The following is a 16,170-nucleotide window of genomic DNA, read 5'->3' as shown; positions in this document are numbered from 1 at the left end:
ACTCTTCAAACTCTAATCCCGGAAAGTTTCAAGAATTCAATTTTGGCAGGTCTTCTGACTTACTCCATTTTCCTAACGCCCTTCCCATCTCTCCAAAGCGAGACAGTGGATTTGAGTATTGTAGGAAAACTTCTGGCGGAGCTTACAGCAGCGGGTCTGTTCAGGATTTACACCTGATTCCCTTTTCACCATTCTTCCGTAGCATCGGACGAATGACACCAAAATTTCTGCGGCAAAGATACATCAAATAGAAACAAATCAGAAGAAAATTCTAATGAAAATAAAAACAAACTAATAATTAGTCCTATCTTTGCCACTCGAGAGCATCCACTAATCTTTTTTCTAATTAAAATCTGTATAAAAGTGAAATCTCCAATCTTAACCATCGCGCTACTATGCCTCTTCTTTTTGGCAAGCTGTATATCACGTAATAAAACATCTCTGGAGAGATTCAATCAGGATATATATACTCCCGAATACGCTTCCGGATTTAAAATCCTGGGGGCAGACAATGCGGCCAGTACCCTCATTCAAGTTTCCAATCCATGGCAAGGAGCACAGGACGTGAAAATGTCCTATTTCATTTCGCGCAACGGAGAGCAAGCTCCTGCAGGTTTTAATAGTCCTGTCATTCCTGCCGGAGCCAGAAATATCGTATGTATGTCTTCTTCCTACATCGCCATGCTCGATGCATTGGGAGAACTCAAACGTATTGTCGGAGTATCCGGCATCAATTACGTGTCTAATCCTTACATTCTCGCCCACAAAGATTCAATCAAAGATATGGGAGCGGAAATGAATTACGAGTTGTTGCTGGGATTAAAGCCGGACGTCGTACTATTATATGGTATTGGTGATGCTCAAACAGCTGTTACAGATAAATTGAAAGAATTAGCCATACCTTATATATATATGGGAGAATATCTGGAAGAATCTCCACTGGGAAAAGCCGAGTGGATGGTTGTTCTTTCCGAATTGATTGACAACCGGGAGAAAGGGATTGAAGTGTTCCGGGAAATCCCGAAACGCTACCATGCTTTAAAAGCTCTCACCGACTCCATCAGCCAACACCCTACCGTCATGTTCAACACTCCATGGAACGACAGTTGGGTAATGCCTTCCACCCAAAGTTACATGGCACAGTTAATCGCAGACGCGGGTGCAGACTACATTTACAAAGAGAACAATTCCAACAGTTCAACTCCTATCGGTTTGGAAACAGCCTACGAACTGATACAAAAGGCAGATTATTGGATCAATGTAGGTTCGGTCACCACATTAGATGAATTAAAAGCTGTCAATCCTAAATTTGCAGATGCTAAAGCCGTCCGGGAAAAGACAGTCTACAACAATAACCTGCGACTGACATCGACAGGAGGCAATGATTATTGGGAATCAGCAGTTGTTCGTCCTGATGTGGTGTTGCGTGATCTAATTCATATTTTCCATCCGGAACTCGTTTCCGATTCACCTTATTATTACAGACACCTGGAATGAAACAATCCCGCAGACGTACCGCTCTATTATTCACCGCATTAGGAATAGTTGCCATTCTGTTACTATTAGTAGATATGGCAACAGGAGATACTTTCATCCCTATATCAAAGATAGGAGCAATACTCACCGGGGGTGAATGTGACGAAACCACCCGCAATATAATTCTCTCCATCCGCTTTATCCGCGTCATAGTGGCTGCATTGATAGGTATAGCGCTTTCGGTTAGCGGTCTGCAAATGCAGACAGTTTTCCAGAATCCGCTGGCAGATCCTTACCTGCTGGGAGTGAGCTCCGGGGCGGGTCTTGGAGTGGCATTGTTTATACTAGGTGCCCCGCTTCTCGGTTGGACAGATTTTCCCTTTCTGCAATCAGTCGGTATTGTAGGTTCGGGGTGGATAGGGACTTCCGTCATACTGCTGGGAGTAGCCATCATCAGTCGAAAAGTAAAAAATATATTAGGTGTACTGATTATGGGAGTCATGATAGGTTACGTGGCGGGAGCTATCATCCAGATATTACAATACCTAAGTTCTGCAGAACAACTGAAAATGTTCACACTTTGGGCTTTGGGCTCACTTAGCCACATCACGACAGGGCAATTAACAATTATGATACCAGTAATATGCATAGGGTTGCTGCTATCCATCGCCTGTATCAAATCACTGAATCTGTTGTTGCTTGGTGAAAATTATGCACGCACCATGGGAATGAATATCAAGCGCTCAAGAACGCTTATTTTTATATCTACAGCGTTACTGACAGGAACGGTTACAGCCTTTTGCGGTCCGGTAGGATTCATCGGGCTGGCTATCCCACATATCACACGGATCCTGTTTGACAACGCCGATCACCGGATATTGATGCCGGGTACGATGCTGACAGGGTTGATCGGGATGCTGATTTGTGACATCATAGCCAAGAAGTTTCTGTTGCCGTTGAATTGCATCACTGCGCTATTGGGTGTTCCGGTTATTTTATGGGTAATAGGTAAAAACTTGCGTATATTCAAATGATTCAACTAAAAGATCTGACATTAGGATACGAACAACGTATATTGCTGGAGAAAGTTTCCACCCATATCACGGGCGGGCAACTTGTCGCACTGCTCGGACGGAATGGTACAGGAAAAAGCACGCTTCTCCGTGCCATCATGGGGTTGGAAACACCTAAAAACGGAGAAATCATCCTGCATGGGAAAAACATTGCTTCACTGAAACCGGAGAAATTAGCCCGAAAGATTAGTTTTGTAACTACCGACAAAGTACGCATCGCCAACCTGCGTTGTAAAGATGTAGTCGCATTGGGACGTGCTCCTTATACCAACTGGATCGGACAATTACAGGCGGAAGATGAGAAAAGAGTGGTTACTGCCATGCACCTGGTAGGAATGTCCGATTATGCAGAAAAGACAATGGATAAGATGTCCGACGGAGAATGCCAACGAATCATGATAGCACGCGCACTTGCACAAGACACACCTATCATTCTTCTTGATGAGCCTACTGCTTTTCTGGATTTACCTAATCGCTACGAACTCTGTCTGCTACTGAAAAAGCTAGCGCAAACGGAAGGAAAATGTATCCTGTTTTCCACACACGACCTGGACATTGCCCTGTCTCTCTGCGACACGATCATGCTGATTGACAACCCACAATTGTATAGTCTCCCCACAAATGAGATGATTACGAGCGGACATATAGAAAGACTATTCCGAAACGAATCTGTGACATTTGATGCACAAGCAATGAAGATAATCATCAAATAAAGTCCAAAGAGACTTTATTCCGTAACATACCCTCCTTCAGATTCGCAAACCAATGGATATAGGTTTTCATCGCCCCCTCGTCGAGACGAATATCATAACTTTGTAAAAATCCAACAAATGGGATAAAATTACCAAATGGTAATTTTTATCTTCTTTCAGACCCCTACCTTTGCACCCGATTTAACAAACAAAAGATAGAAAGTTATGAAAGATAGTATTGATTTCGGCAGTATGGACGTTTCCATGTTATTCCGCAAATTATTGGTTCCTACAGTACTCGGAATGGTTTTCTCGGCTATATTCGTCATCACAGACGGGATATTCGTAGGGAAAGGAATTGGCAGCGATGCATTGGCAGCCGTCAATATCGCGGCACCATTCTTTATGATTGCCACCGGAATCGGACTGATGTTCGGAATCGGAGGATCGGTAGTTGCCTCCATTCATTTATCGCAAGGGAAAAATAAGGCGGCAAGCATCAATATAACACAAGCTCTTATTTTCTCTTCACTCATTATATTAGTGATGTCTGTGTTGTGCTGCCTATTTGTAGAACCATTGGCACAATTGCTCGGCAGTTCGGAAAAGCTGTTGCCGCTTGTGATAGAATATATGTTATGGTATCTACCATTCCTGGTATTCTACGAACTATTAAGCACAGGTATGTTCTTTATCCGGCTGGACGGTTCGCCCAACTATGCCATGATGTGTAATGCCGTTGCTGCCATACTCAACATTATCTTAGACTATATTTTCATTTTCGAGTTTGGCTGGGGAATGATGGGAGCCGCCTTCGCAACCAGTCTAGGAACCATTGCAGGGGGATTAATGACTCTAATCTACCTTCTACGATTCTCTCATAGCATCCGTTTATACCGCATTAAATTGAGTATAAAAAGTCTGATGCTCACCTTCCGCAATGTCGGTTACATGATAAAACTGGGAACCTCCGGTTTCATCAGTGAGGCGTCTATCGCCTGTATGATGTTTTTAGGAAACTATGTTTTCATCCGCCATCTCGGAGAAGACGGAGTAGCAGCATTCAGCATTGCCTGTTATTTCTTCCCCATCATCTTTATGGTCTACAATGCTATTGCACAATCCGCACAACCGATTATCAGCTACAACTTCGGAGCCGGACAACCCGATCGTGTCAGAAAAGCGTTGCATCTTGCCTTCCGGACAGCTTTAATCTGTGGAATCTGTTTTTTCATCATCACTGTGCTATGCAGTCAGAATATCGTTTCATTATTTATCGACCGCAGCTATCCCGCATTTGACATAGCGGTAAAAGGAATTCCATTTTTTGGAATCGGATTTATTTTCTTTGCGGTTAACATGATAGGAATAGGTTACTATCAAAGCGTTGAACGGGGACAACGAGCTACGATCATCACTCTTCTCTGGGGAATTGTATTTATGTTGATAGGTTTCTTTACCCTTCCTCCGCTTTTGGGTGTAGCAGGTATTTGGCTGGCCGTACCATTAGCCGAGTTATTAACAATGCTTTATATTATCGGAATTTATTTCAAAGATCGCTTCATGGTCCGCTGACGATGAGTATCTTTGCAGCATGGATACATTCATTGAAAAACTTTGCAATAAATATAAGGTATCGAAAACTGATATACAGACTTTACTGGGCTGTATGGAAGAAGTGTATTTCAAAAAGAAAGAATTAATTGTACGCGAAGGAACCAGGAATAACAATCTTTATTTCATAAGAACAGGGATCTGGCGGGCATATTATCATAAAGACGGAGTAGATACCACCATTTGGTTTGCTTCAGACGGAGAAGCTGCCTTCTCCGTCTGGGGATATGTAGATAATGCATATTCGCTCATCAATATCGAAGCAATGTGTGATAGTGTAGCTTACTGTATTTCCCGGACTGCTCTGAATCAACTATTCTCCTCCTCTATCGGACTCGCCAATCTGGGACTTCACCTGATGGACCGTCAACTACTTTTACAAGAAAACTGGCTTATCAGCTCCGGAAGTCCGCGGGCAAGAGAGCGTTATCTTACTCTTATCAAAGAGACACCGGAACTATTGCAATATGTACCTTTAAAGCATATAGCCTCCTATCTATGGATCACTCCGCAATCATTGAGCAGGATTCGGGCAAAGATAGCGTCTTCTTCTCTTTAATAGACGCCGTTTCCTTTTCCATATCCAAACAAATCAAATTTTATCCTTCCAACGCATCTCCAGCCTCTTAAAAAAGTGGTTCTGTCAACATTATTAGTTATGACAAAACCACACCCAGTATTAATGCCAGAATCGACATTGTTCCAGTTATTTAATAGAGAAATAGCAACTTTCTATTTCAATTATAAATCTGAGTCCGGAGCCAAATATTTAAGCTTTCCCCACGATTTATTGGGCTGATTACCTAGCCATAACTCAAGCTTTCCTCCTTTGGCAAAGTCTGCATGATCAAATTGTGCATAATTCCATTCCACATTGTTCAATTGCGCACGTTGGATATAACAATTTTCAGCAGAATTATTGTGGGTAGTTATAGTAAATGTACTTCCTTCATAATAATTTTTATTCAATTTGATTGTAATCTTATCAAAAATAGGTGAAGTAATATCATAGTATGGAGTATCAGATTCCGTCCCTGTTACACTAAATAGTCCAAGTGCCATCAAAGCACTGACACCTCCCATTTGACCTTCATCTTCATCATGACCACCGTACCCTTTATCTGGAGTAATTCCCCCATACGCACGTTCTTTTACCTGACGCACCCAATATTGTGTCAACCAGGGTTTTCCACCATAGGTAAAGACGTGTGCATTAGAACATCCGGGCTGATTAGCATAACTTACGTATCCTCCACTGTAAGCATAAACAAAATCTAAATCCTTTGCCTGCTCAAATGCAAAATTTAACTTCTCACAAAACTTATCAGCACCTCCCATCATCTTTACCAACTTAGGTAGTTCATGAGACAAAGACCAGGTGGCCTGCCAGGAATTAGCTTCCACCCAACCGCTTCCACTCAATCCATCCTGATGCAACCATTCACCATTTCTCTTTTTCGGAAATACCAACCCCTGTTCCGCATTGAATAAAGGAGTCCATGCTCGTGAACGTTTTTCAAACATACGCGCTTCCGAGCGTTTTCCCAACCTTGCAGCCATCCGGCTTGCTCCCCAATCTTGAAATGCCCATTCCAGAGTTTTGCTTGCATTGTCCGGACAATAACCATGACTGATATAAAACTTTAAATCATCAGCACTCTCATAGCTCATCATTCCGCCAGGCATATGATTACGTTTTATGACATCAAGTGTATGCAAAGGATCGGCTTTTTTCATAATTCCTTTCATATATGTGCTTACCAGTAAACTAGTAGCCGGACAACCGATCATAATAAATGAATATCCACCCGAACATGCCCCACGAGGCAACAGTTTTCCATTATCAGCATACTGAACCAGACAAGCAGATAAATCATCCATGACTTCGGGCCATGCCAGCCCCCATAAAACGTTCAAATTCCAATGTGTCAACCAAAGCCCGTCAAAGCCATACATATTAAACTTCGGTTTTCCATCGGCTGTAAGCGGAAGACGACGTACCTTCATAGGTTCAGACGTACGTTTATTGACGTATTTATTTCCGGCATAATCCGGATAATAGCCATTCACATCATTTATTTTATGCCGTCCTAACAATACATGCCAAAGGTCAGTATAGAACTTGATACGTTGAGCATCCGTACCACCTTCAACAGCTATACGTCCTAAAGCCTCATTCCAGATTGAACGGGTTTCTTTACAAACCTTGTCAAAATCCCAATGGTTCAGTTCCGCATCCATATTGGCTATTGCATTGTCTACACTGGTATAGGAGAGTGCCATCTTAAAAAGCAACTCTTCAGCATTTAGCTGTCCAAAGTTCAAGACCATACCTGCAGCATTCCCCGCAATGGCCTCAACATCGGGCAAGACGCCCTTCTCATTCCATCCGTCAATACTTTTTATAGGGCGGTTACAATCTAGTACAAAACTTATTTTTATGCTGTCCGGACCGCCCCAGAAGCGTTCTGTTGTGAAAAATTCTCCAACAACACGTGTATCGCTGACACGCAGTAAGGTAGCTTTATCCATAGAGCAATTACCCAAAACACTACCTACATCCACCAATAATTTGGCATTTACATTTTCGGTATAATTCAAACGATAGAATGTAGCCCGCTCTGTTGCCGTATATTCCACCCAAGTCTTATATCGGTCCAAATACAGACGATGATAGCCTGGCTGAATTATTTCACTTTCATGTTTAAAAGGCGATTTCCATCCTGCCATACCTTCAGTAGGATTTATTTCCCCTACAACCGGCATTATGTTCGGACCGGAAATCATCCACTCATTTATTTGAGAGAATCCCAAGATATCCGGAAAATTATAATTGTATCCGCCACCTCCCTGATTTTTATTGCGGGTAAAAGCATGAGCAGCCACCATACCAAAGGGACGTCCTCCCGGAGTACAGAAGAACCATCGTCCCCGGGTAGTTTCAATATAAGGGTCAACCCACTCCACATAGTCAGTTTGATCACCATGTGCGGCAAAAACTTCGATTTCAGACAACCCCAAATTCTTTCCATTACCGTCTGTTGCTTCAAAACGAATCCATTTCACCTTTTTCTTAGGAAAAGAGATACTTTTCGGACTTCCATCATTGGGAATAGCTGTTACACTAAGCTGAGATCCATCACTAAACTGAAGAGTTCCACCGGCAAGATGTTCAGCAAGAGACACACGGTCATATAATACCACTCGATCCACACACACTTCTTCATCCCATTCCAACTGTGCCCACGGAGTATACATGACTCCCCACGATGTAACGCTCCCCTTGCAAGCCCATTCGCCCTTATCACCATACATTATTTTACCGTCAACCAAGTTGTTGGCAGCATAATTTTCATTCAACACATTAGATACCGTGACGTGCGCCCGTGGAGCTATATTATCTTGTGCTGCCTGAAGTACAAGAGTACTGCTACACCATATAGCAGCTACTGCTAATCCTTTTATTAAGTTCTGATTCATCATTATATTTTAATTTATTATAAAGCTGTCTGCTCCCCACTCTTGCGTTCTCTTACCGCAAAAGCACAGTAGGTGAGATACAATACACAAAGCAAAATGACAATAACCCCAGCTGTAATTCCGGCATTGTCTATTGCAAACCCAATAACAGGGGTTACCACTCCTCCTCCGGCTACAGCCGTCAGCATTAATCCAGAAATCTGATTCATTTTTGTAGGACACTCTTGAAATGCCATCGAATAAATGATAGAAAATACAGACGAAGCAAAAAAGCCGACTCCGCCAATACACAATAGACTAACAGCGGGATTCTGAATACCGATCAATAATACAAGCATCAGGATACACGCCAGAATATTGACTTTGAAATAACGTACACCTGCAATGCGGGTCAGTAAGAAAGCACCGAGAAGAGCGCCAACCGTCCTACTAAAGAAATATACTTGTGGAGCAAACTTCACTTGTTCTGCAGTCCAGTCATACCGGATACTCATCAGTTTTGAACTGACATAGTTTGTAGCGACATCCACACCTACAATAAAGAATATTCCCCAAAAAAGAATGAGTATAGTTCTATTCTTCAGTAGGTTGAAAGAATCAGAGAAAGATACTTTACTCTCTTCCACCTGCTCTCTCCAAATGGGAGTAAACGTCAGCCATAAAGCAAAAAATAATGTAATAGTGCCTAAAATGGGGAAGCAATAATACCATTTATCATCACCAAAATGCAGGGTGGCAAACAATACAATTTCAGGACCGACCAAAGAAGAAACAGCCTTGATAACCTGTCCGGCCGTCAGACTACTGGTCAATAACCGAGGGCTAGAAATAACATTATTCAATAACGGATTTAAAGAGATCTGTAATATAGCATTTCCTACGCCTAACAAAACGTACGCAATAATACAGGTTACACTACTGTAGACCAACAATGGCAAAAACATCCCAACCACTGTCACCGCCATACTGGCGAGTACTGTATTTTTCCGCCCGTATTTACTCATTCTGTTACCAACAGGAATCCCTAAAAATAAAAACCAGATGAATACCATTGAAGGAACAAACCCCGTCATGGTTGGAGACCAATTAAAGTTCTTCTGCATATAGTCGGATGAAATACCGACTATATCACAGAATCCCATAACAAAAAAAGCGGCTAGCACGGGAATGGCTTTCAAATAAGAGTTATTCTTTACCATAACTATCACTTTAATATATGATCTACGGGTACCCAAAAGAAACGAGGCTGATACAACGATGCCTTCTCAAATACCTTCTTCAAATCATAAGTATTAACATTATAACACATCAATATTTTATCATTTTTCATGTATTGAGGATGTACCATCGTATTATATGTCATCATATTGTCTTTTTCAAAATTAGGTTCATCCACCGTATAGAGCAATTTCTCATGACTAAATGCACCTTCAGGACTGTCGGCAATATAAGAATAAATCTCTTTGGCATTTCCCGAACGATTTTGGGAAACCAACACTATCTTTTCTTTTAGACTAAATACATTAAATTGTTCAGAGATATTTTTCTGAAGTCCTTCAAGTTTCGCCGTTTTAGTAGCGTCCGACTGCCAGCCAGCGCCATCCCAATACACAAAGTTCGTCAACTTATTATCAACCAATTCAGCTTTCGCCACATGAACAACTGCCTTTGCTCCTGTTGAATCCGACTTTGTTCCATAGACGTAGATTGCATTTTGATAAGGCATCACTGCATGTCCATAGTGTACACCATTCTGATTGGCAGCAGGAATATTCACCTTATCAATGATCTTCATGGTTTTCACATCCAGACGGAAATAGTCACAACACATATATTCAAAACCAAAAGATCCCTCACCCACTTTCCTGAACTTGGACATAAACAAATGAAGAATACCATCTTTCACAAATCCATCTCCAGGCCAATACCAACGGGGCGAATCTCCGTCCTGCTCTGCCGGTATATATGCGGAAGGATTCTTCAAATCACCACTATACAAAGTCTCCAGTTCTCCTTTCTCATTAATAATCGTAAAAGTGTTACCCATCACAAATTTAGAGTCTTTGCTCCTTTTATCATCAACAACATCTCCAAAAAATGAGTCTCCCCACATAAAAAGACTTCTTCCATCCTTCAAATCTATAGATATAGCACCGTCACCTCCTGTCACTCCACCGCCAAGCCCGGGCATTAGCCGTGTACACCACATCGAATCGAGTTCGACCTCCATCTTTGTCACAGATGACTTATTATTGTTTTGGCAAGATACAAATAATGTACAGGCCAACAAATAGATAAACTTATTCATAATCCTATCATTTTGGTTATTGTCCATAGCCTTCATTCTGAGTAATCGTGTTTTGTGACAAGTCTATTTCTCTTTGAGGAATAGGAAATTTCACATGGTATTCTTTAGGAGTAGATTCCGGTTTGGCAGCCTTTATGATAGACACAAATTCTTGCGGCGTACACATTCTGGTCAAATCAAACCAACGATGTCCTTCCATCACAAATTCATGGCGGTACTCGTTCAATACAGCATTTTTAAATCCCTTATAGTCGGTAGGTACAGCTGTGGTCAGCCCGGCACGGTTCCTTACAGCATTAATTGCAATCACCGCCTCCTCATTAGCTCCTTGATTTATTTCATTCAAAGCTTCGGCTATAATCAAATACATCTCAGCAGTACGAATTGCCGGAAATATGGCCTCGGTATTATTCCCTTTAGGTTCAGCCTGGCTATCCCAATACTTAAAAACATAAGGCTTATCAAAATCCTCGACGCTACCATCACTATAAGTAAAACTTCTTTTCAAAGTAACATCCAAGCGTTGGTCATTCTGCTGATCAAAGCTGTTCCACAAATCTTCGGTTGCATTTTCCCATCCCTGAGCATTGCTGACTCCGTCAAGGGCAGGCAATAAACGTACCAAAAACTGTCCACCTTTCCAACCTTCACTCAACGCCGCACTAAAGTTTACTCCCCAGATTATTTCCGTATTAAAACGATTGGTCACCTTAAATAAATCACCGTAGTTTTTAAGCATAGGGAAACTCTTGATGACAGATTTAGCCTTGTCTACAGCAAGTTGGTAATGCTCCTTACTCTGATGTTCTGCTGCATAAGTAACATAAACCCTGGCTAACAAAGCTGATGCAGATGCAGGGTAAGGTCTTCCCCCGCCAAAACGTTCAGCGTACTTCAAATCGGTTTCAGCAGTCTTAAGATCCGAAAAGATCAGTTCATAAATTGTCTCTTTGGAGGTTCGGCTAGTTACATCTTCCGCAGCACTCTCAACATTATGTTCGCGTAAAGGAACATCGCCAAACATACGGATCAAATCAAAATACATCATTGCTCTAAAGAATTTTGCTTCGGCCACCAACTGATTTCTTAAAGTCACATCCATATCAATGGATGGAACTTTATCAATCACAACATTACAACATTTTATCGTTTGATAAAAATCTCTCCACAACAATTCTACAGGCTGATTATATTGGTCTATCTGCATATTTTCTACCGACTGATAGTCAATGCTGGTTTGATTTGTTTCCGAATTATCAGCAAACATATCCTGAAGAACCCAATAATCATTGTAGAAAGTGCCACCATAGTTTTTATCCCATAATCCATTGGGAGCATATCCGATAATCAAATAATCATAAATAGCATTGGTAGCGGATATAGCATGTTGAGCAGTTTTATAATATCCTTCACTTGTAATATCCCCTTTAGGCTCTTCGTCCAGGAAATCCGAACAAGCAGTGAACATAAATGCTCCACCCAATAAAACGCTTAATATGTATTTTTTCATAATCTATTCTTTTTTAAAAATTCATTCTTAAACCAAACTCATACGATTTAGACATCGGATAAGAACCATAATCAGCTCCCATTGAAAGATTATCGTTAGAAAAACGACTTACCTCGGGATCATATCCGGAATAATTGGTGAACGTATAAATATTCTTTAATCCGGCAAAGATTGTAAGTCCCTCACAATAAAATTTCTGAAGGATGCTTTTGGGGAAAGTATAACTTAACGTGATATCTTTCACTCTGAGATATGAACCGTCTTCCACATAATGATCGGATAAAATAGTACCTGATGATTTGGTCGTGGCACGAGGATATTTATTAGTAGGATTCTCTGGAGTCCATCTTTCCAATGCTGCCACAGAGTTGTTTTTATGTCCGTCAAAGCTTTCCAATGAAAACTTATTGAAGTTCACAATCTCATTACCTACCGCACCTTGCAAATAGACTGTCAGCCCAATGGATGAATGATCGCGCAGGTTATAAGTAAAGGTATTATTGAATCCGAAAGTAAAATCCGGATTGGCATTTCCCAATTCAAATAAATCGTCCTCATTAATCACATTATCACCATTCTTATTGACATATTTACGATCGCCATGCTTCAAGGTTTTTCCAGAGAAATATGGAATTTTAGACAAGTCTTCGCTCAGTTGTGCTATACCATCAGTTTTATATCCATAAATTGTACCGATAGGTTTACCCTCATTTATTTTAGTCCAATAGGTTACTCCCAAAATAGATGCCCCCGAAAGATTCTCCTGGCTTCCAGCTAAATCTGTAATTTCATTCTTATTGTAACCGAGAGTAAAATTCATATCCCAGCCGAATTTACCGGCAAAAGGCACTACTCCCAAAGCAAATTCAAAACCCTCATTACGCAGACTGCCAACATTCTTTACGGCTGTATCATAACCGGTATTAAATGACACAGGCATAGCAAGCAGCAAATCGCGCGTATTTTTGCGATAATAGTCCGCAGTTAAGGTAAGACGATTATTGAATAAGCCCAAATCAAAACCAAGATTTACCTGAGAAGTCGTTTCCCACTTCAGGTCCTGATTACTCAGTGTATAAGGCACCACCCCGGTTGCCACTTCACTATTGCCAAAATAAGCTTCTGTGTTGTACATTAACCCTTGCGAACTATAAGGAGGAATTCCTTCATTACCCACAATACCGTAACTTACTCTCAACTTCATATTCGAAATGGCTTGCAACTGCTTCATGAAATTCTCTTCTGAAATTCTCCAAGCACCCGAAACTGAAGGGAAAAAGCCATATTTATTCCCCTTTCCAAATTTTGAAGATCCATCAATACGCCCCGTCAGGCTCATTAAATAACGACCGCCATAATTATAATTCACGCGAGCCAAATAAGATAACATCTGCCATTCGGAGATGCCCGAACTTGCGGCTTGACGCAATGCTCCTGACTGTATGGAGTTGAATCCTAAAAATCCGTCTGTAAAATCAGCTGTTGCAACCGCCGAATTTTCCGAAACAAAAGCTTGCGCCGTCATACCAGCCAAAGCGCTAATCGTATGCTTCTCAAAAGTGTTTGTATAGTTGACGGTATTCTCCCACACCCAGTTGTAACCGTCACGATTTCCTACGCTGGCATAACCACCATTCGATTCTGCACGTTTTATCTCCCCAGGAGCGAAAGCCTGATCCTTTATATAGAAATAGTCGACACCGATACTCGTTTTAAAAGTTAGATTTTTAACTGGAACCCATTCTAAATAAGCATTAGCCAATGTCCGAAATGAAGTATTTCTATTTTTCGCTTCATAGGCATCTTGTACAGGATTACCCACATTGTTAGTTGTAGTGAGATTGTTTTCATAAATGTAATCACCGGATTCATTTCTCACGGGAAGAGCCGGATTCATTTCCAATGCCCAAGAAGTGATCGAAGAAGCAAATCCTCCTTCCGAGTTCGTTACTACACCATTTGAACGGCTATAACTCAGGTTCACAGAAACGCCAGTCTTTAGCCATTTATTTATTTGCTGCCCCAAATTAATGCGGAAACTTCCTTTTCCGAAATCTGAACCAATAATTATACCATCCTGCAACAGTAAATTACCGGAAACAAAATAAGTCGTTTTATCATTACCACCTGATATTGAAATATCATAGTTCTGCATAGGTGCTGTGCGGAATATCTCATCTTGCCAATTCGTATTCAGTTTAGACAGATTATTCAACCCTGCAAAAACGGGATTTCTTTCTTCACCTGCATTGTCCGTTGCTTCATTTCCCAGTTCGGCCAATTGAACTGCATTCAACATATCCATTTTTTTAGTTACCTGCTGCAATGTGTATTTAGCTCCGATAGAGACTTTAGGCTTTCCATTTTTACCTTGTTTGGTAGTGACCAGTACAACACCATTCGCCCCACGAGCACCATATATGGAAGTTGCAGAAGCATCTTTCAATATTTCAATGGATTCAATATCATTGGGATTGATATTAGTCAAAGGATTAAGAGCAGGATTCTTTAAAGTCCCGGTACTGAATGTGCTTGCGTCACTAATCACAGGGACACCATCAATCACATACAAAGGTTCATTATTTCCATTAATAGAACTGGTACCTCTGATGCGAATAGAAGTTCCGGCACCAGGCTGCCCCGAAGTGTTCAAAACAGCTACACCGGCTGCTCTTCCCTGAATACCCTGGTCTAAAGAGGTTATCGAAGTAGAAGATAATTGTTCTGACTTGATAGTGGAAATTGACGAAGTCAGATCACTTTTTTTCTGCACACCATATCCTACCACTACCACATCAGCCAATACTTGTGTATCATCTTCCAGCACGATGTTAAATTCTCTCTTTTGCGCGGTAACTTTAACTATCTTTGTTTGATACCCTATGAAAGAAATCTCAAGCATTGATTTGTCCGGAACAGATAATGAAAACTCTCCATCCTTATTAGAAATGGTTCCATGCGTTGAACCTTGCTGCAAAATAGTAGCTCCGACAATGGGGTCACCCATTGCATCACGAACAATACCTTTGATGTTCAAACTTGTATTCTGTGCACTAACACTTCCCAGAATAAACATCAACAACAATAAAGTTATGCTCCTTAATAAATTATTCATGTGTTCTTATGATTAGATTGTTTATTAATAAGATCCCGGATTACAAGACGCTACAATATAATTATCTGGATTCTGTCCCCGATAAGGAGTAAAATCTTCGGTTTTGGATACTGGCGTATAGACTTCCAGCACTCTTTCATTTGAAGAATAGTCACCCCCCAGTCCTGAAAGGTCTTGATAACTTTCCAATATCATTTTACGATCTGACAACTGCAATACATTATAATGAGTCATCAAAGCTTGGGACGGTGAAAACACATTATAGTGAATGGTAGATAAAGTCTTGACAGTAGCTCCGTCCATAGTAACCTTCCATGCACAATAGGAATTTAACGTTTCCAAAGCGGCACTTGAGAATATGAATCCCCAATCAACCTGCCAAGTCAAGTCTGAATTAAACCGGTGTATATCATCTTTCAAGTCAGGAGTAGCTGTATCTTCTCCTTTAATAGTTTGTGATGCCAATACCCAGTCATATTTTAGCAATAACGGAATCTGCGCCAGCTCCACTGTTAAAACCAGATCTGCGGCATCCACCACACTGTTATTCTCATCCATTCCATAAAAAGAGTACACTAATATTCCATTTTCATCACCGGCAATAATCTCCTCAGTAAATGTATATGGAAAGCTCAATTCCCTCACATTCAATTCCTTTAAATAGGAACTGACTTCTTTTCCTTCGATACTTTTTTTAACCACAATTTTCGAAATCAAATCAGGATGAGGCAGTGACAGTTCTACAGAAACATAATCCCCAATCTTAATTTTCCCCTCCAAAGTACTTAAGGTCAGTAACCCTGTCTGTCCCTTATCATCATTTTTACACGAAATAATTAATGATGATATCATTCCTAACACAATAGAAATGAAAATGATTTTTTTAAGTGTTTTCATATGAT

11 protein-coding genes and 1 riboswitch are annotated in these 16,170 nt (G+C 40.9%); of the genes, 5 read left to right on the top strand and 6 right to left on the bottom strand.

Annotation, left to right across the window (positions count from 1 at the left end; genetic code table 11):
* Nucleotides 1–26: 26 nt before the first annotated feature.
* Nucleotides 27–238, bottom strand: a riboswitch (cobalamin riboswitch).
* 125 nt (nucleotides 239–363) lie between these two features.
* The 5 genes from KTR06_RS06315 (at nucleotide 364) to KTR06_RS06295 (ending at nucleotide 5,414) form a co-directional block, all read left to right on the top strand.
* The gene (locus tag KTR06_RS06315; RefSeq protein ID WP_178287198.1) at nucleotides 364–1,497 is read left to right on the top strand and encodes an ABC transporter substrate-binding protein; all 1,134 of its coding nucleotides are present in this window, start codon (nucleotides 364–366) and stop codon (nucleotides 1,495–1,497) included.
* Nucleotides 1,494–2,510 (top strand): iron ABC transporter permease, encoded by a 1,017-nt coding sequence (locus tag KTR06_RS06310; protein ID WP_120069511.1) that lies wholly within the window; start codon nucleotides 1,494–1,496, stop codon nucleotides 2,508–2,510. The genes KTR06_RS06315 and KTR06_RS06310 overlap by 4 nt, the downstream gene beginning before the upstream one ends.
* Nucleotides 2,507–3,262: an ABC transporter ATP-binding protein gene (locus KTR06_RS06305; protein WP_004313546.1), complete on the top strand. Its 756-nt coding sequence runs from the start codon at nucleotides 2,507–2,509 to the stop codon at nucleotides 3,260–3,262. Before KTR06_RS06310 ends, KTR06_RS06305 begins: the two co-directional genes overlap by 4 nt.
* Before the next feature lie 204 nt (nucleotides 3,263–3,466).
* Entirely contained in the window at nucleotides 3,467–4,816 is a 1,350-nt protein-coding gene (locus KTR06_RS06300; protein ID WP_217290076.1) for an MATE family efflux transporter, read from the top strand.
* Between the two features lie 19 nt (nucleotides 4,817–4,835).
* Nucleotides 4,836–5,414: a Crp/Fnr family transcriptional regulator gene (locus tag KTR06_RS06295; protein WP_120069505.1), complete on the top strand. Its 579-nt coding sequence runs from the start codon at nucleotides 4,836–4,838 to the stop codon at nucleotides 5,412–5,414.
* Nucleotides 5,415–5,596: 182 nt separating this feature from the next.
* Here the strand turns inward: KTR06_RS06295 and KTR06_RS06290 are convergent, their stop codons facing one another.
* From KTR06_RS06290 to KTR06_RS06265, 6 genes are read right to left on the bottom strand one after another with little or no spacing between them, the layout of a single operon-like run.
* Complete coding sequence (locus KTR06_RS06290) at nucleotides 5,597–8,335, bottom strand: GH92 family glycosyl hydrolase (protein WP_120069525.1); 2,739 nt, start codon at nucleotides 8,333–8,335, stop codon at nucleotides 5,597–5,599.
* Between the two features lie 17 nt (nucleotides 8,336–8,352).
* Nucleotides 8,353–9,534, bottom strand: coding sequence for a sugar MFS transporter (locus tag KTR06_RS06285; RefSeq protein WP_120069502.1), 1,182 nt, complete (start codon nucleotides 9,532–9,534; stop codon nucleotides 8,353–8,355).
* 5 nt (nucleotides 9,535–9,539) lie between these two features.
* Nucleotides 9,540–10,643 carry a DUF4185 domain-containing protein gene (locus KTR06_RS06280; protein ID WP_120069522.1) on the bottom strand — a complete coding sequence of 368 codons (1,104 nt, stop codon included), beginning with the start codon at nucleotides 10,641–10,643 and terminating at the stop codon, nucleotides 9,540–9,542.
* 16 nt (nucleotides 10,644–10,659) lie between these two features.
* A complete protein-coding gene (locus KTR06_RS06275; protein ID WP_120069499.1) occupies nucleotides 10,660–12,153 on the bottom strand; it encodes a RagB/SusD family nutrient uptake outer membrane protein in 1,494 nt (497 codons plus the stop codon).
* A gap of 13 nt (nucleotides 12,154–12,166) precedes the next feature.
* Entirely contained in the window at nucleotides 12,167–15,268 is a 3,102-nt protein-coding gene (locus KTR06_RS06270) for a TonB-dependent receptor (RefSeq protein WP_151921425.1), read from the bottom strand.
* A gap of 24 nt (nucleotides 15,269–15,292) precedes the next feature.
* Nucleotides 15,293–16,165 carry a hypothetical protein gene (locus tag KTR06_RS06265; RefSeq protein ID WP_120069492.1) on the bottom strand — a complete coding sequence of 291 codons (873 nt, stop codon included), beginning with the start codon at nucleotides 16,163–16,165 and terminating at the stop codon, nucleotides 15,293–15,295.
* Nucleotides 16,166–16,170: the final 5 nt, after the last annotated feature.

The organism is Bacteroides sp. MSK.20.12 (assembly GCF_019052435.1).
Classification (GTDB): Bacteria; Bacteroidota; Bacteroidia; order Bacteroidales; family Bacteroidaceae; genus Bacteroides; species Bacteroides xylanisolvens.
This window is presented reverse-complemented; position numbering and strand designations above follow the sequence as displayed.